The following is a 20514-nucleotide window of genomic DNA, read 5'->3' as shown; positions in this document are numbered from 1 at the left end:
CATGAGGCGCCCTCACCCGCCACCGTTGGAGGACCCATGATCCGCAAGCGGATCTTCGCCGCGTTCGCCGCCGCCACCCTGGTCACAGCCGGTGTCGTCACCGCGGCCGTCGTCACCGGAACGGACGAGCTCGGCGCGATCAAGCCGGCCGCGTCGGCCGTGCCCGCGTTCGACCACATCGTCCTGGTGATGTTCGAGAACAAGAAGTACTCCTCGATCAACGGCAGTTCCAGCGCGCCCTACTTCAACACCCTCGCCTCGCAGAGCGCGAAGTTCACGAACTCCTTCGCGATCACCCACCCGAGCCAGCCCAACTACGTCGCCCTCTTCTCCGGCGCGACGCAGGGCGTCACCGACGACACCTGCCCGGCCAACCTCGGCACGAAGGCCAACCTCGGCCAGCAGCTCATCGGCGCGGGCAAGACGTTCAAGGGCTACTCCGAGGCCATGCCCTCGGACGGCTACACCGGCTGCTCCAGCGGCACCTACCGGCGCAAGCACAACAGCTGGGCCGACTTCTCGAACGTCCCGGCCGCGAGCAACGTCCGGTTCTCGAGCTTCCCGTCCGACTTCACCCAGCTGCCCACCGTCGCCTTCGTCACTCCCGACATGTGCAACGACATGCACGACTGCAGCATCGGCACCGGCGACACCTGGCTGAAGAACCACCTCGACGCCTACGCCCAGTGGGCCAAGACGCACAACAGCCTGCTGATCACCACCTTCGACGAGGACAGCGGCACGTCGGTCAACCAGATCTTCACGACGTTCACCGGCGCGAACGTCAAGGTCGGCAGCTACAGCGAGTCGATCAACCACTACACCGTGCTGCGCACGATCGAGGCGTCCTACGGCCTGCCCGGCATCGGCAACGCCGCGAGCAAGTCGCCGATCCTCGACGTCTGGCAGTAACCGCGTGTACCTGTCCACCATCGGCCGCCGAGAGCATGCTGGGACGGTGTCCCGGCGCAAGCTCTCGGCGGTCGGCGCGAACGTCTTCGCGCTGGGTGCCGTCAGTCTGGTCACCGACGTCTCGTCGGAGATGGTCACCGCGATCCTGCCGGTGTACCTGGTCCTCGGCCTGCACCTGAGCCCGGCCGCCTACGGGCTGGTCGACGGCCTCTACACCGGCGCGACGGCGTTGCTGCGGATCGTCGGCGGGTACGTCGCCGACCGGGTCCGGCGGCGCAAGGTCGTGGCCGGGGCCGGCTACGCGCTGTCCGCGGTGGCCAAGCTCGGCCTGCTCGCGGCCGGGGCGTCGGCGGCCGCGGTCGGCGCGGTGATCACCCTCGACCGCACCGGCAAGGGCCTGCGGACGGCGCCGCGGGACGCGCTGATCACGCTGTCGGCGCCCGAACCGCTGCTGGGCCGGGCGTTCGGCGTGCACCGCGCGATGGACAGCATGGGCGCCTTCGCCGGGCCGCTCGTCGCGCTCGCCGTGCTGGCCGCGGTCGGAGCCGCCGACCCCGAGGCGTTCGACGCCGTGTTCGTCGTCAGCTTCTGCATCGCCGCGATCGGCGTGCTGCTGCTGGTCCTGTTCGTCCGCGACCGCCGGACGCCGAAAGCGGCCGCGAACCCGGTTTCGCCCCGCGCGGCGGCGGCGTTGCTGCGCGGGAGCGGCGTCCGGCGGCTGCTGGTGGCCGCCTGCGTGCTCGGGCTGGCCACGGTCGGCGACGGGTTCGTCTACCTGCTGCTGCAGCACCGGGAGGACGTCGCCACCGGCTGGTTCCCGCTGCTCGCGGTCGGGACGAACCTCAGCTACCTGCTGCTCGCCGCGCCGCTGGGCGCGCTCGCCGACCGGGTCGGGCGGCTGCCGGTGGTGCTCGGCGGCTACGGCGCGCTGGCGCTGGTCTACCTGCTGCTGGCCGGTCCGGTGTCCGGCTGGCCGCTGTTCGCGCTCGCGCTGGCGTTGTACGGCGCGTTCTACGCGGCGACCGACGGCGTGCTGATGGCCCTGGCCGGCCCGCTGCTGCCGGAGTCGTTGCGCACCACGGGCATCTCGCTCGTCCAGACCGCGCAGGCGCTCTCCTACTTCGCCTCGTCCGTCCTCTTCGGACTCGCCTGGCAGTTCTGGGGCCCGGACCGCGCGATCGTCGTCGCGGCGGGCGGCGCCGTGGTCGCGATCGCGGTGACGTTCGCGGTGCTCTCCCCGCGGAAGGGGACGGCGTGAAGACGCGGATCCTCATCGCCGTCACCGGGGTGCTCGTGCTGGCCGGGGCGGCGGTCGCGTACGTCGGGTTCGCGAGCGCGCGCAGCCACGACGTCGCCGCGACCGGCGCGGTCAGCCTCGCCCCCGGCCCGCGGCTGCTGTTCCGCAGCACCGCCGACGCCGACCGGGGGCACGTCGCCACGGTGTCCGCCACCGACCCCGGCGGCCCGCGGACGGTGTCACCGCTGTCGTGCACGCGGGTGTACGCCGCCGGCGGCACCGGGCTGTGCCTGCGCCAGGACGGCGACCTGACCACCTACCAGCTGGCGGTGCTCGACCGCGGGCTGGCCGTGCAGCGGGAGATCCCGCTGGTCGGGCTGCCGAACCGGGCGCGGGTGTCGGCGAGCGGCCGGATGCTCGCGTGGACGGTGTTCGTCACCGGCGATTCCTACAACGGCGGCCTGTTTTCCACCCGCGCGGGCATTCTCGACACGGCCACCGGCGACCTGGCCGGCACGCTGGAGGACTACGCGGTGACCGTGGACGGCAAGCCGTACCAGGCCGCCGACCTCAACTTCTGGGGCGTGACGTTCACCCGCGACGACCGCCACTTCTACGCGACGATGTCGACCGCCGGCCACCGGTACCTGGTCGCGGGCGACTTCGCCGCCCACACCGTGCGCACGCTGCGCGAGAACGTCGAGTGCCCGTCGCTGTCCCCGGACGGGACGCGGGTGGCGTTCAAGTCCGCTGTGGACGGTGACCCGGCGCGCGGCTGGCGGCTGGCCGTGCTGGACCTGGCGGCGTCGAGGGTGACGCCGCTGGCGGAAACCCGCAGCGTCGACGACCAGCCGGCCTGGCTCGACGACCACACGATCGGCTACGGCGTCCCCCGCGGCCCGGGCCACGCGGACGTCTGGTCGGTCCCGGCGGACGGCTCGGGCGCGCCCAAGGTGCTGATCCCGGAAGCGGAATCCCCCGCCGCGCTGGGTTCCTGACGTCAGTCCAGCCGGCGCAGGCCGTCGAGGATCCGGCGCATCAGGTCCGTGTCCGGGGGCGCGAAGGCGAACCGCGGCGCCGGGGCCCCCGCCGTCGCCGGGCGCGGTGGCGGCAGGGAGCCGACCACGCGCAACGGCAGGCTGTCCAGGACGGGTTTGCGGCGGGTCTGCGCGGGGATCGGCAGGGTCGGCAACGCGACCGTGCCCGCTTCGGCCAGCTGCCTCGCGGCCTTCTCCCGGCGCAGGCGCGTCTGGATGCCGGCCACCGTGAAGTCCGGCTCCGGATCGGGCTCGGCCGGGGGCCGGGTGCGGCGCGGACGCCGTTCCAGGGCGATCGCCCACGCGGCGGCGGCGAGGACGGGCAGCAGCAGCCCGGCCACGATGGCGAGGCCCGGCAGGTCGGCGGCCATCAGGGGCCCCCGGGCGCGGGTAGCAGCATGACGTTCACTTCCGGACGGACGGTTGTTCCGCAGCATGGCCGACACCTGGTTATTCGGGTTTAACGAATTTTCACGGACCCCGGCGCCCATCATGAATGACGGGCGACGCTCCCGCAAGCGGCCGAAAGGGGTCGACCGTCCGGGCGGCAAAACGGCAGGTCAGCACGGGTTTGGCCGCAGGGTGGACCGGGCCCGTCACTGAGTAGTACGGACCGCGGTTCGATCCGGTTCACCCGCATTTCCGGTGCGCGCCGAAAACGGCGAATGCCGCACCGGGGGGTCCCGGTGCGGCATTCGACGCCCTGGTCCGCTCAGCCCAGGTCGCAGGTCTTCGCCAGGTCCGCCGGGGTCGCCCCGGCGGGGCGGGCGATCGTCGCCGAGGCCGGCGGACGGGTGCCGCGCAGCCACCCGCCGAGTGCGTCGAACGCCGTCCGGAAGCACGGGCCCAGCGGGCGCAGCCGGTCCGGGTAGGCGTCGACCAGCCCGTCCACGTGGTTGCCGCCTTCGACGCGGTAGTACCGGTGCAGCGCGCCGCGCCCCGAATCGCGGATCATCCGGTCGTAGACGTCGGAGTCGCGGGTGATCGGCAGCAGCGTGTCGAGCGTGCCGTGGAGCGTCAGCAGGGGCTTGCCGATCCGCCCGGTCAGGGAGATCCGCTCCACCGCCCGCGCGACCGGCGCAGGTCGCGACGAGTAGGCGTAGTCCGCGTCGCAGGACGGCGTTCCCGAAGCGCAGAAGGGGATTCCGGCCTCGAGCGAGCCGTCGAACCCGGGATCGACCTCTTCGCGGTAGATCCGCTGGGTCAGGTCCCAGTAGACGCGGTAGTGGTAGTCCCACAGGAACTCCGACCCCGGCGCGAATCCGGCGTCCAAAATGGACTGGTGGGCCGACGGCGAGCCCGCCGCGTACGCCGGGTACGCGGCCAGCGCCGGCGGCAGGAACGTGAGCAGGTTGGGCCCGTCGGCCCGCCACAGCGTCCCTTCCCAGTCGACCCCGCCGTCGTAGAGCCACGGCCGGTTCTCCAGCTGCCACCGCACGAGGTAGCCGCCGTTGGACAGCCCAGCCGCGAGGGTCTTCGCGACCGGACGGCCGTAGTGCCGGGCGGCGGCCGCACGGGCGGCGAGCGTCAGCTGCGTGACGCGGGAGTTCCACTCCGCCAGCGCATCACCCGGCCGGACGCCGTCGGTGTAGAAGGCCGCGCCGGTGTTGCCCTTGTCGGTCGCGGCGAACGCGTAGCCTTCGGCCAGTGCCTGGTCGCCGATCGCGCGGTCGTTCGCGTACTGGCGCCGGACGCCGGGCGAGCCCGAGACGACCAGGCCGCCGTTCCACCGGTCCGGCAGGCGCAGCACGAACTGCGCGTCGTGGTTCCAGCCGTGGTTGGTGTTCGCCGTCGACGTGTCCGGGAAGTACCCGTCGACCTGCACCCCGGGCACCGCGCCGAACGTGGGCAGCCCGGCCGACGTCAGGCCCGCCCAGTCGGCCTCGACGGTGTGCCCGGACGCGACGGTCCCGGTCGTCGTCAAGTCGTCCAGGCACGCGGCGACCTGCCGCTGCGCGCCGGGCACGTCCGCCGAGCAGCGCCCGGCCGCCGCCGACGCCGGCACGGGCAGCGCCGCCGCGAGCGCTCCCGCGAGAACCAAAGCCAGCCAACCCCGCACGGTCCACCTCCGCCTCTTCCGATGGACCGAACCCAAGCGCGTGCACCGGCCGGATGCCATCCCGGCGGCCACCACTAATCGCCGGGCCGATGTGGTGGGCAGCCACATGGTTCCGGCGGCGGCGCCGATTTAGCGTCGCTGGGGACCCTCTCAACGACGAGAAGGAACTCACCATGCGCAAACTCGCTTTCGCCGGCCTCGCCGCGATCACCGCCGCCGTGCTGACCACCGTCGGGGTGGCCGCCGCCGATCCGCCGCCGTCGTCCCTGGTGCAGACCACGTCCTTCGGCGCCAATCCCGGGGCACTGGCGATGTACAGCTACACCCCCACCGGGCTGGAGACCGGCCGTCCGGTGGTCGTCGCCCTGCACGGCTGCACGCAGAGCGCCGCGGACTACTACGCCCACTCGGGCTGGCCCGAGCTGGCCGACCGCTGGCGGTTCGAGGTCGTGTTCCCGCAGCAGTCGACGGCCAACAACTCGCTGAAGTGCTTCAACTGGTTCTCCACCGCCGACGACACCCGCGGCAACGGCGAGGCCGCGTCCGTGAAGTCCATGGTGGACAAGGCGGTCGCCGACCACGGTTCGGACCGCGCCCGGGTGTTCGTCACCGGTCTGTCGGCCGGCGGCGGCATGACCGCCGACCTGCTCGCCGCCTACCCGGACGTCTTCGCCGCCGGCGGGATCGACGCGGGGCTGCCCGCCCAGTGCGCCACCAGCGTCACCGAAGCGACGAACTGCCAGCAGAACGACCAGCACCTGACGCCGGCGCAGTGGGCGTCGAAGGCCAAGGCGCAGTACCCCGGCTACGGCGGGCCGTGGCCGCGCGTCGCGATCTGGCAGGGCACGGGCGACTACACCGTCTACCCGGTCAACGGCACCGAGCTGCGCGACCAGTGGACCGCGGTGCACGGCGTGTCCCAGACGCCGACGAGCACGCAGTCCCTGCCCGGCGGCACGACGTTGACGAACTACGCGGACAAGGTGCAGCTGTACTCGATCGCGGGCATGGGCCACGGCACCGCGGTCGACCCGGGCACCGGCCCGACGCAGTGCGGCAGCACCGGCGCGTACTTCCTGGCCGGCATCTGCTCCAGCTACTACACGGGCGTGTTCTTCGGCCTGGACAGGGGAACCGGCACCACGACGACGGCCACCCCGCCACCGACGACGTCGACCACGGCCTCGCCGGGCACGTGCGTGAGCGCCAGCAACTACGCCCACACGCAGGCGGGCCGCGCGCACCAGAGCGGCGGCCAGACGTACGCGAACGGTTCGAACCAGGCCATGGGGCTGTGGAACACCTTCACCGTGCACGCGCTGAGGGAGACGTCCCCGGGCTACTGGGTCCTCGCCGACGGCCAGTGCTAGAGCCCCGGCGCCGGGGTTCCGTGGTCCGGCTTCGGTCCGGGTGTGGTCCGAAACCGGTCGTTGCCGTGGTGACCAGCGCCATCGACCGGGAATCGTTCCTCCCGGAGGCACCGAACACGGGAGGAACAACATGATCGGATACCGATGGCGGACCGGCGCGACGGTGGTCGCGGCCGCCGCGGCCGCGCTGCTGGGTTTCGCGCCTGGCAGCCAGGCCACGACGCTCGACGACGGCCGTTACTGCGGCACGCGCAACTGGTCCGAGAACCCGCCGGGGCTGGCGGTCTACCACGACTTCGTGTCGCGGACGAACAAGTACGTCGGCTCCACCCTCTACGGCGTCTACGTCTGGGACGACACCACGTACGGCGGGCTCCCCTTGCCGACCACTTCGCGGTCGACGCATTACTGCTCGCCGTTCTGATCGGCACCGGGGGTCGTCCTAGAGGAAGATCCGCATCGGGTTGAGGTCGTCGTAGGCGGTCGGCTCGGCCAGGCGGCCGAGCCGCACCGGCACGTCGTAGAGCCGGCCCGGCGCGAAGCGCGCCCAGAACCCGCGCAGGCCCGGCACGATCACCTTGACCACGGGCAGGCCGATGTCGGGCCGGGTCTGGTCGAGCACGAACACCTCCAGCCCGGCGGCTTCGAGCTTGGCCTGCACCAGTTTGACGTCCGTCAGCAGGTCGGGCGAAGAAGTGTCGGTGAAGGTGGCCGGTCCGAGCGCCGGATCGGGCAGCAGGTACGGCTCGGAGGCCACGGTCGCGTCCCGCAGCCACCGCACCGCGTCCGGGTCGTCGCCGCCGTCCCAGCCGTCGAGCAGCGGGGGCATCATCTGGTTCAGCTCGGTCAGCGCGCGCCGCAGCGCGACGGCCGGGTCCAGGTGGGCGCCGAAGCCCAGCATGATCGCCTCGCGGGGGCCGCCGGTCCGCCGGGACAGCGCCACCATCACCGGCACGCCGAGGTCGGACGTGACGTCGAGGACCCAGACCTCGCGGCCCAAGCCGGCGTAGGCCTGCCGCAGGTCGGCGATCCAGGGGTCGCCGGAGGCGTCCAGGTCGACGGCCGGGTGCCGGGTGCGGTTGTACCACCACAGCGCCACGGCGTCGCGTTCGACGACCTCGAGCATCCCCTGCAGCGCGGCGTCTTCCAGGGTGCTGCCCGCGGCGTTGCCGTTGGAGTCGGGGAACAGCGACGCCGGGCCCGGCTCGGCGGGGACACCGAAGTAGAGCATGGCGGTCGGGAACAGCCGGTGTTCGCCGCGGGTGAGCGACCAGACCGGTGTCCAGTCGCGCACCGCGTCTTCGTCGAACGGGTCGCAGACGAACTGGAACGGCCCGTGGCTCGCGTTGGTGCGCGCCCGGTCGGCGAACTGGCGTTCGTGGAACAGCTGGCACGTGTCGGGGTGCACGGCTTTGTCGCCCAGGGAACGGAAACTGGCCCGCACCCGTTCTTCGTCGCCGTCGTGGTGGCCGCTGTGCCGTTCGAGGGCTTCGCACAACGCGCCGACCTCGGCGTGCAGCGGTGTGACGCCCTTGCCGCCGTTCTCGCTGCGCAACGCCGTGCGCAGCCCTTCGGCGCCACGGCGGCCCAGCGCGATGTTCGGCCCGGAGCGGAACGAACTGAACAGCGCGGGGCCGCGGGTGTCGCGGCGCAGTTCCTTGACGACCCCGGTCAGCGGGCTCACCAGGTGCCGGTAGGTGTCCAGGACCTGCTCCGGCGGCAGCGCGCGGTGGCCACCGCCGCCGGTGGCGGACTTGGGCCGCGGCTCGAACACCACGGGCCGGCGCGTCCGCTCCCGCACGAGGTCCGGGTCCCCGCAGGACGGGCACTGCGGGCGGGCACGCACCTCGTGCCGTTCGCCGGTGAGGTCGCGGCTGTCGAACGTCCACAGGGCACGCTGGCCCGGGTACCGCTGCCCGGCCAGCCACTTGGCCGCTTCGAGGGCGACCAGGTTGAGCGCGACGGCGGTCAGCGGCGTGAACGCCACTTCCGGGCGCGGCCAGGGACCGGTCAGGCCCAGTGCGGCACGGACGTGGGCTTCGGCGGGCCGGTTGCCCCACAGCCGCGCGGCCAGGCAGTGCCGGCACGGGCCGTCGCCGGGGGTGAAGAACGGGCCGATCCACACCCGCGCCCCGACCGGTTTGGCGAGCAGCCACGGCCGTCCGGACGCGCGGTGCTCGGCGTCCACTTCGGACAGTCGCTCGTCGAGGTAGTCGTGGCACAGCACGATGGAGAGGTCGGCGTCTTCGGCCACGGTGAGCCCGGCGGAGCGCAGGACGTCCGCTGCCGCGGCATCCCCGCCGAGCAGCGCGACCCGGCCGCGCGCCGGCTCGCCGCCCACGGCGTCCCAGTAGGCCAGTTCGGGTGTGGACACCACCGGGCGCAGGCCGATCAGGCCGGCTTCGGCGAGCCGGGTCAGCACGCCGGACGCCTCGCCGGCGGGGACGCCGTCGGGCAGGTCACGGCGCAGGGCGGCGAAGTCCCTGGTGCCGTCCAGCAACGGAACCAGGGACTCCAGGTGCGGACCGCTGAGCGCCGTCGCACCGTCTTCGGACAGGACGTAGACCGCGTCGCCGGGCACCACGGCAGTGCTGAGGTGCCGCTTGAACCCGACGACCGGCGGGGCCGGTTCGGTCACCCGGCGGCCGGGGCCAGGCAGGGGCTCACCGAGCCGAGCACGGGCCCGGCCGGGTGCACGCACAGCTGCACCTGCGCGGACACGATCGCCGGGCCGTCGAGCCGGTCGATCGCCAGCTCGGGTACCTCGCCCGGCCCGGTGCCGAAGGCCGCCGCCAATGCGTTTCCGAAGTCCTGCACGTGACCCCCTCCAGGTCGTTCCCGTGCCCCGTGGCGCCGCTAGGCGTGGGCGGGTACCGGCTCGGCCCGGCAGTAGCAGGTGCCGATCGGCCCGTGCACCTGTTCGGTGTGGTGGCCGCCGCAGAGGCCGGTCACCCGGACCGGCTCGGCGCGGGTGACGGTCGCCAGGACCGGCTCGACCCGGCAGTAACAGACGCCGCCGCACCCGCGGACCGGGTCCGCGTCGGCGCGGGTGACGCAGGTCGACGCGCGAACCGCCGCCGTGCCGGACAGCGTGCCGTCGAGCTGGTCGATCGCCAGCCCGGGCGTTTCGGCCGGACCCACCCCGAACGCAGCCGCGAGCGCGTTTTCGAATTCCTTCACGAGACCCCCTCGATATCGGTATCCGTCAACTCCCACCGTGCCGAACCCGGCGGGGTTGCGCTAGGGCCGGGCGGGGGTATTTACCGGGCCCGCGGGGGCGCCCCCCGTTTTCCACGCTACCGGAGACCACCGACAAAAACCGAGGTCAGCGCGCCGACCCCAGCCGGTGCAACCGCAGCGCCAGCTGGATCTCCAGCGCCCGGTCCGGCGCCTGCCAGTCCTCCCCCAGCAGCGACGCCACCCGTTCCAGCCGCTGCACCACCGTGTTCACGTGGACGTGCAAAACGTCCTTCGTCCGCGCCAGCTGGGCACCGTTCGCGAAGTAGGCCCGCAGCGTCGCGACCAGCTCGGTGCCGCGGCGCTCGTCGTAGTCCAGGACCGGCCCGAGCGTCTGGCGGACGAACGCGTCCAGGTCCGCGCGGTCGCCCAGGAGCTGGCCCAGGAAACCCAGGCCCGCCATCGCCGCGCCTTCGCCGGTCCGGCCGAGCGCCAGCAGCGCGCGGACGCAGCGGGCCGCTTCCGCGTGGGCGTCCGCGATCGCCGACGGGCCGCTCGCCGGGCCCGCCGCGCCCACCGTGACCGGGCGGCCGGTGGCCGAGCCGAGGTCGGCCGCGACGCGGCGGGCCAGCTCGTCCGGGTCGCCCGCCGCGAGCAGCACGACCTCCTCCGCGTGCACCCCGACCAGCGTGGCGTGCCGGGCGGCCGCGCTCGCCACGCGCCGCCGCGAACCGCCGTCCGCGTGCGCGACCAGGACCGCGTGCGGCACCGAGAGGTCGATGCCGAGCCGGCGGCCGCGGGCGAGCAACGCCCGGGGGTTGCGGCCGGGTGCGGTGAGCAGGTCGGTCAGCAGTTCGCCGCGGACCTCGTCTTCCGCGCGCACCACCGACCGCCGCAGCATCAGCAGCAACGCCGTCACGACGCCGGCGCGTTCGAACAGCCGCCGGTCGGGGTCGGTGAGCCCGGCGCGGCCGGTCAGCACCAGGCTGCCGAGCAGTTCCGGGCCCGCCTGCACCGCGCACACCCAGCTGTCCATTGTGGACACCGCGCGCCCGGACGCGCGGGCCGCGGCGAGCGCGTCGGCGTCGAGCGCCACCGGAGCCGACGAGCTCGCCAGCAGCGTGCCGTCGGCGTCGTACACCGTGAGATCGCCGTGCAGCACGCCGGCGACGGCGTCGGCCACGTCCGGCAGGTCGCCGCCGCGCAGCACGAGGTCGGTGAGCCGGTCGTGGGCGTCCTCGGCGCGTTCCATCGTCGCGTTGGCCTCGTTGAGCTCCGCGACCGCGCGGCGGGTCTGGTCGAGCAGATTGGCGCTGTCCAAGGCGATCGCCGCGTGGTCGGCGAGCGAGGACAGCAGCGCCACCTCGTCGGCGGAGAACTCCCGGGTCGAGCGGTCGGACGCGAAGAGCACTCCGAGCACCTTCGGGCCGATGGCCAGCGGGACGCCGAGGATCGCGGTCAGGCCCTCGTCCGCGACGCCGGAGTCGATGTGCCGGGTGTGCTTGAACCGGTCGTCGTGGAAGTAGTCCGAGGTCGCGTACGGCCGCGCGGTCTGCGCGACCAGCCCGCCGAGCCCCTCCCCCATGCCGAGCACGATCTGCTGGAACTCCGCCGACACCGACCCGTCGCTGACCCGGACGTAGGTCTTGTTCTCGGCCTCGTCGTTCAGGCTCAGGTAGGAGACGTCGACGCCGAGCAGCGCCCGCGCCCGCCGGACGATCGAGCGCAGCACGGTGTCCGGATCGGACAGCGCGGCGAGTTCGCTCGCGGTCTCGAACAGCGCGGTGAGCTGGGCTTCGCGGCGGCGGTGCTCGGCCAGCGTCTCGCGGATCCGCAGCGCCAGCTCGCCCGCGCTGGCCAGCGCGGCCAGGTCGGCCGGGCCGAGGGCGCCCTCGGCCCGGGCGGCCACGACGACGTGCGCCAGCTGCTCGGTGCTCGCCCCGGAGGCGAGCAGGTCGAGCAGCCGGCGCAACGCGTCCGAGGGTGCGGTCACGGCGGTCATGCTAGGGCGAAACGGCCGCCGTCTCCGCCTCGACGTCGTCGTGCAGCGATTCGCCGCGGGTTTCGCGGGCGGCGAGCAGCGCGATCACCGTGATCAGGCACATCGCCGCGACGTACAGCGACACCGGCACGGTGCTGTGCCACGCGGAGAACAGCGCGACGGCGATCAGCGGCGCGACGGCCCCGGCGGCGATCGACGACAGCTGCCCGCCGACGGACAGCCCGGTGTAGCGCACCCGGGTCGGGAACTGCTCGGCGAAGAACGCGGCCTGCGGGCCGTACATCGCGCCGTGCAGCACCAGCCCGACGGTCGCGGCCAGCACGATCACCGGCGACGACTTCGTGTCCAGCAGCGCGAAGAACGCGAAGCCCCACACGGCCATCCCGATCGCGCCGAACAGGTACACCGGACGCCGTCCGACGCGGTCCGACAGCGCACCCCACAGCGGGATCGTCACGAAGTGCACGGCCGAGCCGATCAGCACCGCGGTCAGGCCGACGCCCTTCGGCAGGTGCAGCCCGGTCGTGACGTACACCAGGATGAACGCGGTGATCACGTAGTACGAGACGTTCTCGGCCATCCGCGCGCCGATCGTGATCAGCACCTGCCGCCAGCTGTTGCGGAAGACGTCGACGACGGGAACGTGCTTCTCGGCGCGGGCCTCGGCCTGCCGCTGGGCGGCGAGGAACACCGGCGACTCGGCGACGGCCAGCCGGATCCACAGCCCGATCAGCAGCAGCACGCCCGAGAGCAGGAAGGGAACGCGCCAGCCCCAGGACATGAACGTCGCATCGGACTGCGTCGCGGACAGGATGGCCAGGACGGCGGTGGCCAGCAGGTTGCCGCCGGGCGCGCCGCACTGCGGCCAGCTCGCCCAGAAGCCGCGGCGGCGGTCGTCACCGTGTTCGGAGACGATCAGGACGGCCCCGCCCCACTCCCCGCCGAGCGCGAAGCCCTGGACGAGCCGGAGCAGCGTGAGCAGCAGCGGTGCCGCGACACCAGCGCTCGCGTACGTCGGCAGGACACCCATCAAGCAGGTCGAGCCACCCATCAGCACGAGGCTGACGATCAGCAGTTTCTTGCGGCCGAGCCGGTCGCCGAAGTGGCCGAAGACCAGGCCGCCGATCGGCCGGGCGAGGAACCCGACGGCGTAGGTCAGGAACGCCAGCAGCGTGCCGGTGAGCGGGTCCGCCGTCGGGAAGAACAGCTTGTTGAAGACGAGGGCGGCGGCCGAGGTGTAGAGGAAGAAGTCGTACCACTCGATGGTGGTGCCGATCAGGCTCGCGCCGACGATCTTGGCGATCGCCGACCGGTGGGGTTGGCTCACTGCGGGCTCCACTTCCTTGTGGGTTGGGCGGGTGGTCACGCGGCAGTCCAGCCGCCGTCGAGGGGGATCGAAGCTCCGGTGATGTGCCCGGCGTGCGGCGAGCACAGCCACACCACCAGGGAAGCGACGTCTTCGGGTTCGATGAGCTTCTTGATCGCGGCCCGCTTCAGCAGGACTTCGGCGACGACGTCCTCGCGCGGGATGTCGTGCTCGGCGGCCTGGGCGTCGATCTGGCCGTCGACGAGCGGCGTGCGGACGTAACCCGGGTTGACGCAGTTGCTGGTGACGCCGTGTTCGGCGCCTTCCAGGGCGGCCACCTTCGAGAGCCCTTCGAGGCCGTGCTTGGCGGCGACGTAGGCGGATTTGAAGGCGGAGGCGCGCAGCCCGTGGACGCTCGACATGTTGACGATCCGGCCCCACCCCCGGGCGTACATCGCCGGGAGCGTGTGCCGGATGAGGAGGAAGGGAGCGGTCACCATCAGGGACTGGATGTGGGTGAACCGATCGGGCGGGAAGTCCTGGATCGGCGCGACGTGCTGGACGCCGGCGTTGTTGACCAGGATGTCGACTTCGGCGGGCAGGGCGTCGATCGACGCGGGGTCGGCGAGGTCGGCGGCGTGCGCCCACCCGCCGACCTCGGTGGCGGCGGCTTCGGCCCGGTCGGCGTCCAAGTCGACGACGTGCACCTTGGCCCCGGCCGCGGCCAGGGCGCGGACGCAGGCGAGGCCGATGCCCCCGGCCCCGCCGGTCACGAGGGCGGTGCGCCCGTCCAGATCGCTGGTCATGGACGGGAACGGTAAGCGTGACGCCGGTCGCTAGCTATGTGTGCGCAAGCTACAGCTGGAGAAGATCCAGTGTGGCCGGGCGACACAGCGAGGTGCCGCACCGGCTCATGAACGTTCCGCCAGCACCGCAAGGTAGTGGACGTTCGTCATGACCCCGAGGACGTTGCCGAACGGGTCGACGACCGACGCCGTGACGAACCCGGGGCCCCGCTCGGTGATCGGCTCGTACTCCTTCGCGCCCAGCTCGAGGAGGCGGGCGACGGTCGCCTCGAGGTCGTCGACGTGCCAGAAGACGATCTCGCCGCCCGGGCCGTCCGGCGCCGCCGGGGCGTAGCGGCGGTCGATGATGCCGAGTTCGTGCCGGTAGTCGCCGATCCGGAACTCCGAGTACCCGGGGACGTTGAAGTATGGCTCGATCCCCAGGAACTCGGTGTACCAGGTCTTCGCGGCCTCGTGGTCGTCGGCGTAGAACGAGACGGTGGCCATTCCTCGCAGCATGTCGCGCTTCCTCTCTCTTCAGGGTGGCGCCATCATGCGGACTCAAAGTGCTCACGGAGTGAGCACTTTCACTGCGACACTTCGCCCATGCGTGCCGACCGCCTCGTGGCCACCCTCCTGCTGATGCAGGCCCGCGGCCGCGTCACGGCCGCCGAGCTGGCCGCCGAGCTCGAAATCTCGGTCGCGACGGCCCGCCGTGACCTCGAAGCGCTTTCGGCGGCCGGGGTGCCGGTCTACCCGCAGCCGGGCCGCGGCGGCGGCTGGCAGCTCGTCGGCGGTGCGCGCACCGACCTCTCGGGCCTGAGCGCCCGCGAGGCACAGGCCCTCTTCCTGCTCGCCGGGCCCGCGGCGGCCGGTTCCCCGGAGGTCAAGTCCGCGCTGCGGAAGCTGATGGGCGCGCTGCCGGGCACGTTCCGCGCGGACGCGGAGGCCGCCGCGGACGCGGTCGTCGTCGACCAGGCGGGCTGGGGCGAGCACCCGAAGGACCGGCCGCCGATGGTCTCGCTGCTGCGCGACGCTGTCATCGCCCGGCAGCAGGTCCTTCTCACCTACGCCGGGCGCGAGCGGTCGGAGCGGCTGGTGGACCCGTGGGGCCTGGTCGACAAGGACGACGTCTGGTACCTGGTCGCCGGCACCGCGAAGGGCCGCCGCACGTTCCGCGTCGACCGGATCGTCGCGGCCACGCCGACCGGCGACGCCGCCGACCGCCCCTCCGACCTGGAGCTGGCGCAGGTGTGGCGCGAGGTCGTCGAGGAGGTCGAACAGCGCCGGTCCCTGCTCAGCGCGCACGTGGTGCTCGACCGCCGCTACTTCGGCGTGCTCCGGGGGCGGTTCGGGCGGCACTGCGAACTGGTCGCCGAGCTGCCGGGGAACCGCGTCCGGGCGCGGGTCGCCGCCCCGGCGCCGATCATGATCGCGCAGGAGCTCGCGGGCTGGGGCGCGCTCGTCGACGTCGAAGACCCGGAGTCCGTGCGGGCGGAGCTGGCGCGCCTGGGCGCGGAGCTGGTGGCCCGCTATGCTCGGTGAACGCCGTTAATTCATCTACAATGGACATTCGGAGGACCCACTACGAGTGTCCGTTACCCACCGGTATCTGGCCGTTCGGAGTATCCGCGATCACCCGTTTGCTGCTAATGTGATGCCTCCGTGACCTGAACGTGCGTTCGGTGACACACTTCGGTGAGGGCAGACAATGCGTGACGATGTGGTCGAGGCGAGTGCCGTGGTCGGGCACACGCCCGATGTGGTGTGGCAGATCGTCGGATCGCCGGAGTGGTACTCGCGGTTCGTGCCGGAGATCAGCTGGTGCGAGATCCAGGAGCCGGCCGGGCGCGGCCGCGGGCCGAAGGGCGTGATCCGGATCGTCCCCGAGCGGGGGCCGATGCTGGAGACGCAGATGCAGGCCGTCGTCTACCGGCCGGGCGAGCACGTCGTGTGGTGCGGGGTCCCCGACGAGGGCACCTGGGTCTCCCTGGAGCTCAGACCGCTGGCCGGCGGGAAGACCGAGCTGTTCGTGCGGATGATGCTGCCGCCGTCGCACCTGGAACTCGTTTCGTCGATCAAGAAGGACGTCCGGGCCCTCGGCCGTCGCCTCGACCTGCACCTGGCCGGGGCGCCCGACCCGGACGCCGACGACGGCAACAAGGCCACCAAGCTGCGCACCACGAGCATCCTGCTGCGCGCCGGTGTGCTCAGCGCCGGCCGCCCGGACAAGCTGGCGCGGCAGCTGAACTCCCTCGCGCAGTGGGGCGCCACCGTCGCGGGCGGCTACCAGGCCGCGGCGGCCCGCGTGCCGGACGAGCCCGCGCTGCACGACGAACGCAGCCAGCGCACCTTCCGCCAGGTCCAGGAGCGCAGCGACCGGCTGGCCAACGCGCTGAGCGAGCTCGGCGTCGTCGAGCGCGACCGGATCGCGCTGATGTGCCGCAACCACGCGGCGATGATCGAGTCGTTCGTCGCCGCCAGCAAGCTCGGCGCCGACGTCATCCTGCTGAACACCGGCCTGTCCGCGGCCTCGGTCAAGGACGTGCTCGCCGAGCACCAGCCGGCCGCCGTGCTGGCCGACGACGAGTTCGCGCAGACCATCGCGAACGTGCCCGGCGACTTCGCCCGGATCAGCACCTGGCCGGACGCCGACGCCGGCTACCCGACCGTCGACGAGCTGATCCACGCCGCGCCCGCCGACCGCCCGAAGCCGGTCGAGCGGCCGGGCCGGCTGATCGTGCTCACCTCCGGCACGACCGGGACGCCGAAGGGCGCCCGCCGTCCCACGCCGAAGGGGCTCGGCACGGCGGCGGCGATCCTCGACCGGATCCCGCTGCGCTCCGGCGACCGGCTGCTGGTGGCCGCGCCGCTGTTCCACACCTGGGGCCTGGCCGCGATGCAGATCGGCATGGCGCTGCGGGCGTCGCTGGCGCTGATCCGCAAGTTCGACGCCGAAGAGACGCTGCGGACGATCGCCGAGCAGAAGTGCGACGCGCTGTTCGCCGTGCCGATCATGCTGCAGCGGATCATGGACCTGCCCGAGCGGGTCCGCTCGCGCTACGACCTGTCGTCGCTGCGGATCGTGGCCAGCAGCGGCTCGGCGATGTCCGGGTCGTTCGTCACGCAGTTCATGGACACCTTCGGCGACGTCCTCTACAACTTCTACGGCTCGACCGAGGTGTCCTGGGCGAGCATCGCCGACCCGGCCGACCTGCGCGCGGCCCCGACGACCGCCGGCCGTTGCCCGCTGGGCACCCGCCTGGCGATCCTGGACGAGGACCGCAACCCGGTCCCGCCGGGCGGCGAGGGCCAGATCTTCGTCGGCAACGACATGCTGTTCGAGGGCTACACCAGCGGCACGGACCCGGCCCGCGCGGCGGACATGATGGCCAGCGGCGACGTCGGCTACCTCGACGCAGCGGGCCGCCTGTTCGTCACCGGCCGCGCCGACGAGATGATCGTCTCCGGCGGCGAGAACGTGTTCCCGCGCCCGGTGGAAGAGGCGCTGGTGGCCTTGCCGGGCGTGCACGACGCGGCCGTGGTCGGCGTGGCGGACCCGGAGTGGGGCCAGCGCCTGGCGGCGTACGTCGTCCCGCGGCGGGGCGCGTCCCTGCACGCGGAGGACATCCGGCAGTACATCCACCACCGCCTGGCCCGCTTCGCGGTGCCGCGGGACGTGTACTTCGTGCCGGACCTGCCCCGCAACGCGACGGGCAAGATCCTCAAGCGCCTGCTGCACGACGACACCTGGCCGGCGACCAGCGAATACTGATGCCCGAGCACACCCCGGACGGCCGGTACATCGTCGTCGGCGGCCGCCGCTGGCGCGCGACGGACCCGGAGATCCCGGCCGACGTCCGCGACCGCCTGCAGAAGCACCTGATGGCGGCCCGGCGGGTCCAGGACCGCGCGCGCGTCCAGACGGCGAAGGTGGCGCTGGGCGAGCGTGGTGAGCCGTGGTGGGAGCAGACGCCCGCCCAGCGCCGGGCGCGGTGGGAAAGCGGCCTCGCCGCGCTCGATCAGCCGACCGGCTGACGCAGCACCGTCTTGAGTTTCGCGGGCTCGGTCCGGCGTGGGTCGCCGAGGTAGACCTCGTGGTGCAGGCCGGCCTCCTTCAGTCCTTGCGCCGCCAGGAATTCGCCGTGCAGGCGGGCCAGGATCGGCCCCTCGTCGTCGTACGAGCCGAGGTGGAGCACCTGTGCGCACCGGCCCTCGTGCAGCTTCTCGAACCGGACCGGCGCGTCGATCTTCTTCTTGCGCCGCACGGATTCCCGTGCCTCCTCGACGGCCTCCTCACCGATCCACGGCGGCTGCGCGATGAGCATCGTCCACTGCCAGGAGTCCTTGGCGCGCACAGTGAACGCTTCGTAGTCCTCGGCCCACCACAGCCCTTCCAGTGGCCCGACGACGAAGTCCTCGCCACGGTGCTTCGCCGCCATCTTGATCGTGTACGCGAAGGCGTACAGCGCTTCGACGGCCACCTGGTAGCTCTCCGCCGTGTTCGGGTTGCCGCGGCCGTCGACGGCGAGGAACCGCTGCTCGGGGACGTCGAGCAGCGCCCACTCGCGGTTCTTGGGCGCGTAGAGCTGCTTCAGGTCCTTCTTGATGTCGTACGGCATCAGGTCATCCCTTCCAGCCAGCGGGCTTCCGCCTCGAGCTGCGCGATGGAGTAGCCGAAGATCGCCCGGACGAACGGCGGGGCGTGTTCCTGCGCGTCGGCTGCCCGACGCACCTCGGCCAGCCGCTCCCCGACTGCTTCCGCGCGCCGGGCCAGGGCGGCCGCGAGCCGTCCGGGCGGGACGACCGGGCTGTTGGCCAGGCCGACCAGCACCGGCTGGTGCATCGGGCGCAGCTCCGCGACGGCGGCTTCGGCGGCGGCCGCGCACGCTTGGCGGCCCGCTTCGGTGGCCGTGAACGTCTTCTTGGCCTTGGGGTGCGCACGTTCCTCCGCGACTTCGGCGACCAGGCCTTTGTCGCGGAGTTTGCCGAGGACGTAGTAGATCGAGCTGAAGCCGAGCGCGGTCCAGTCGCGCATGCCGCGCTCCGAGACGCTCGACCACCAGGCCGAGCACGGTCAGTTCAGCATCGGTCAGCACGGTACTACTCTAGCACTAGAATACTCGGCCACCGGAAGTGTCTGCGACATGCGACATCCGCCGGAGCCCGGGCGCACCGCCGCCCCACGAAAATGTCGGTGGGTGCTGGCATGCTTCAGCGGTACCCGAAACCGAGGGAGAAACGTGGGGGGACAGGTGGTGACGGCGGTGCCGTGGACCGCGGAACGCGTGGCCGGGCTGGCGCCGGATCCCGCTTCGGAGAAGGCGGGCCGGGCGCTGGCCACGCCGGCGAAGTGGACGGGCGCGGGCGCGTCCGAAGACGCCGTGTGGGGCCTCTGCCAGGGCAGTGGCAAGAAGCCGTACCAGACGTGCGTCGAGCTGGCCGAGCCCGCGTTCCGGTGTTCCTGCCCGAGCCGGAAGTTCCCGTGCAAGCACGCACTGGGCCTGCTGCTGCTCTGGGCGGCCGGGCGGGTCGAACCGGCCGAGGCGCCGGACTGGGTGCACGCGTGGCTCGCCGAGCGCGCCGACCGCGCACGGCGGGCGGAGAAACGCACCGAGGCGGCGGGCCCGAAGGACGAGGAGGCGGCCGCGCGCCGCGCTGCCGAGCGGGTGGCGCGCGTCGAAGGCGGCGTCGCGGAGCTGAAGGTGTGGCTCACCGACCGGATCGGCGCGGGGTTCGCGGGCTTCGAACGCACCGGCGGCGAGGAGCTGCACACGGTCGCGGCCCGGATGGTCGACGCCCAGGCCGGCGGCCTGGCGGGCGGCCTGCGCCGGGCGGCCGGGATCGTCGGCCGCCGCGACTGGCCGGAGGCGCTGCTGGCCGAGCTGTCGCTGCTGTACCTGTTGGCGGACTCGGCCACGCGCCTGGAATCGCTGCCGCCGGCGTTGGCGGAGACGGTCCGCACGCGGCTGGGGTTCTCGGTGGAGACGGCCCGGGTCCTGGAGGAGGGCGAGCGCGTCGCGGACGACTGGCTGATCACCGGCGCGGCCGACGAGGAGAACGACCGGCTCCTCACCCGCCGCACGTGGCTGCGCGGCCTCGGCACGGGCCGGGACGCGCTGGTGCTGTCGTTCGCCCCGCCGGGCCGCCCGCTGGACACGTCGCTGCCACCCGGGCACCGGCTGACGGCGGAGCTGGCGTTCTACCCGGGCGCGGCACCTCTGCGAGCGCTGGTGGCGGAGCGCGGGATTCCGCTCGCGGCCCCCACGGCCGAGGGCGGCTCGATCGCGGACGCACTGGCGGCACACGCGCGCGCGATGGCGGCGGACCCGTGGCTGGAGCGCTGGCCGGTGCTGCTGTCGGGCGTGACACCGGCCGAGCACGGCGGCGGCTGGTGTCTGTCCGAAAAGGACGGAACGGCGTTGCCCCTGGTGCCGTACGCGTTCCCGTGGTCGTTGCTGGCCCTGTCGGCGGGCAGCCCCCTGACGGTGGCGGCCGAGTGGAGCCCGGCGGGCTTGCGGCCCTTGATGTGCTGGCACGAGAACCGGGCGGTGCGGCTGTGAACCGGACCCACCACCAGCATCTCGCCGTTCCCCTAGTTCGAATCCACTCACCCCGGAAGGCGGTGA

20 protein-coding genes are annotated in these 20514 nt (G+C 72.8%); 9 read left to right on the top strand and 11 right to left on the bottom strand.

The window, feature by feature from the left end; translation table 11 throughout:
* The first annotated feature begins 36 nt into the window (after window positions 1-36).
* From OO60_RS28260 to OO60_RS28250, 3 genes are read left to right on the top strand one after another with little or no spacing between them, the layout of a single operon-like run.
* Entirely contained in the window at window positions 37-912 is an 876-nt protein-coding gene (locus OO60_RS28260) for an alkaline phosphatase family protein (protein WP_003055294.1), read from the top strand.
* Between the two features lie 4 nt (window positions 913-916).
* Window positions 917-2170 carry an MFS transporter gene (locus OO60_RS28255; protein ID WP_425304655.1) on the top strand — a complete coding sequence of 418 codons (1254 nt, stop codon included), beginning with the start codon at window positions 917-919 and terminating at the stop codon, window positions 2168-2170.
* Window positions 2167-3147, top strand: a complete 981-nt coding sequence (locus OO60_RS28250; RefSeq protein WP_003055288.1) for a TolB-like translocation protein — start codon at window positions 2167-2169, stop codon at window positions 3145-3147. Before OO60_RS28255 ends, OO60_RS28250 begins: the two co-directional genes overlap by 4 nt.
* A gap of 2 nt (window positions 3148-3149) precedes the next feature.
* On the opposite strand, the gene OO60_RS28245 is transcribed toward OO60_RS28250, so the two are convergent.
* Window positions 3150-3557 carry a hypothetical protein gene (locus tag OO60_RS28245; RefSeq protein WP_003055286.1) on the bottom strand — a complete coding sequence of 136 codons (408 nt, stop codon included), beginning with the start codon at window positions 3555-3557 and terminating at the stop codon, window positions 3150-3152.
* A 341-nt stretch (window positions 3558-3898) separates the two neighbouring features.
* A complete protein-coding gene (locus OO60_RS28240; RefSeq protein WP_003055284.1) occupies window positions 3899-5227 on the bottom strand; it encodes a 3-hydroxybutyrate oligomer hydrolase family protein in 1329 nt (442 codons plus the stop codon).
* A gap of 191 nt (window positions 5228-5418) precedes the next feature.
* Here OO60_RS28240 and OO60_RS28235 point away from each other — a divergent pair, with 191 nt between their 5' ends.
* Both OO60_RS28235 and OO60_RS28230 read left to right on the top strand, forming a co-directional pair.
* Window positions 5419-6615, top strand: coding sequence for an extracellular catalytic domain type 1 short-chain-length polyhydroxyalkanoate depolymerase (locus tag OO60_RS28235; RefSeq protein ID WP_033262457.1), 1197 nt, complete (start codon window positions 5419-5421; stop codon window positions 6613-6615).
* A 130-nt stretch (window positions 6616-6745) separates the two neighbouring features.
* Window positions 6746-7039, top strand: a complete 294-nt coding sequence (locus tag OO60_RS28230; protein WP_003055276.1) for a hypothetical protein — start codon at window positions 6746-6748, stop codon at window positions 7037-7039.
* Window positions 7040-7057: 18 nt separating this feature from the next.
* Here the strand turns inward: OO60_RS28230 and OO60_RS28225 are convergent, their stop codons facing one another.
* The 7 genes from OO60_RS28225 to OO60_RS28195 all read right to left on the bottom strand — a co-directional run bounded on the left by OO60_RS28225 (window position 7058) and on the right by OO60_RS28195 (window position 14404).
* Window positions 7058-9253 carry a TOMM precursor leader peptide-binding protein gene (locus OO60_RS28225; RefSeq protein WP_003055273.1) on the bottom strand — a complete coding sequence of 732 codons (2196 nt, stop codon included), beginning with the start codon at window positions 9251-9253 and terminating at the stop codon, window positions 7058-7060.
* Window positions 9250-9432 carry a hypothetical protein gene (locus OO60_RS28220; protein ID WP_003055270.1) on the bottom strand — a complete coding sequence of 61 codons (183 nt, stop codon included), beginning with the start codon at window positions 9430-9432 and terminating at the stop codon, window positions 9250-9252. Before OO60_RS28220 ends, OO60_RS28225 begins: the two co-directional genes overlap by 4 nt.
* A gap of 39 nt (window positions 9433-9471) precedes the next feature.
* On the bottom strand, window positions 9472-9795 hold the full coding sequence (locus tag OO60_RS28215; RefSeq protein WP_003055267.1) for a hypothetical protein: 324 nt from the start codon (window positions 9793-9795) through the stop codon (window positions 9472-9474).
* A gap of 145 nt (window positions 9796-9940) precedes the next feature.
* Entirely contained in the window at window positions 9941-11794 is a 1854-nt protein-coding gene (locus OO60_RS28210; RefSeq protein ID WP_033262456.1) for a helix-turn-helix domain-containing protein, read from the bottom strand.
* 1 nt (window position 11795) lies between these two features.
* Window positions 11796-13121, bottom strand: coding sequence for an MFS transporter (locus OO60_RS28205; RefSeq protein ID WP_003073719.1), 1326 nt, complete (start codon window positions 13119-13121; stop codon window positions 11796-11798).
* A 35-nt stretch (window positions 13122-13156) separates the two neighbouring features.
* Window positions 13157-13906, bottom strand: a complete 750-nt coding sequence (locus tag OO60_RS28200) for a 3-hydroxybutyrate dehydrogenase (protein ID WP_003073721.1) — start codon at window positions 13904-13906, stop codon at window positions 13157-13159.
* Between the two features lie 105 nt (window positions 13907-14011).
* A complete protein-coding gene (locus OO60_RS28195; protein WP_033262455.1) occupies window positions 14012-14404 on the bottom strand; it encodes a VOC family protein in 393 nt (130 codons plus the stop codon).
* A gap of 87 nt (window positions 14405-14491) precedes the next feature.
* Between OO60_RS28195 and OO60_RS28190 the strand changes: the two genes are divergently transcribed.
* The 3 genes from OO60_RS28190 to OO60_RS28180 all read left to right on the top strand — a co-directional run bounded on the left by OO60_RS28190 (window position 14492) and on the right by OO60_RS28180 (window position 17923).
* On the top strand, window positions 14492-15430 hold the full coding sequence (locus OO60_RS28190) for a helix-turn-helix transcriptional regulator (protein WP_003073725.1): 939 nt from the start codon (window positions 14492-14494) through the stop codon (window positions 15428-15430).
* A 166-nt stretch (window positions 15431-15596) separates the two neighbouring features.
* Window positions 15597-17660, top strand: a complete 2064-nt coding sequence (locus OO60_RS28185) for an AMP-binding protein (protein WP_033262454.1) — start codon at window positions 15597-15599, stop codon at window positions 17658-17660.
* The gene (locus OO60_RS28180; protein ID WP_003073740.1) at window positions 17660-17923 is read left to right on the top strand and encodes a ParB N-terminal domain-containing protein; all 264 of its coding nucleotides are present in this window, start codon (window positions 17660-17662) and stop codon (window positions 17921-17923) included. The genes OO60_RS28185 and OO60_RS28180 overlap by 1 nt, the downstream gene beginning before the upstream one ends.
* On the opposite strand, the gene OO60_RS28175 is transcribed toward OO60_RS28180, so the two are convergent.
* Window positions 17908-18507 carry a GyrI-like domain-containing protein gene (locus OO60_RS28175; protein ID WP_003073744.1) on the bottom strand — a complete coding sequence of 200 codons (600 nt, stop codon included), beginning with the start codon at window positions 18505-18507 and terminating at the stop codon, window positions 17908-17910. The two genes, OO60_RS28180 and OO60_RS28175, sit on opposite strands and share 16 nt — an antisense overlap.
* Window positions 18507-18923: a helix-turn-helix transcriptional regulator gene (locus OO60_RS44675; RefSeq protein WP_244885590.1), complete on the bottom strand. Its 417-nt coding sequence runs from the start codon at window positions 18921-18923 to the stop codon at window positions 18507-18509. Before OO60_RS44675 ends, OO60_RS28175 begins: the two co-directional genes overlap by 1 nt.
* Window positions 18924-19128: 205 nt before the next feature.
* On the opposite strand from OO60_RS44675, the gene OO60_RS28165 reads away from it, so the two are divergent.
* Window positions 19129-20448 (top strand): SWIM zinc finger family protein, encoded by a 1320-nt coding sequence (locus tag OO60_RS28165; protein WP_244885589.1) that lies wholly within the window; start codon window positions 19129-19131, stop codon window positions 20446-20448.
* Window positions 20449-20514: the final 66 nt, after the last annotated feature.

The sequence above is a fragment of the Amycolatopsis vancoresmycina genome, from assembly GCF_000716785.1.
GTDB lineage: Bacteria > Actinomycetota > Actinomycetes > Mycobacteriales > Pseudonocardiaceae > Amycolatopsis > Amycolatopsis vancoresmycina.
This window is presented reverse-complemented; position numbering and strand designations above follow the sequence as displayed.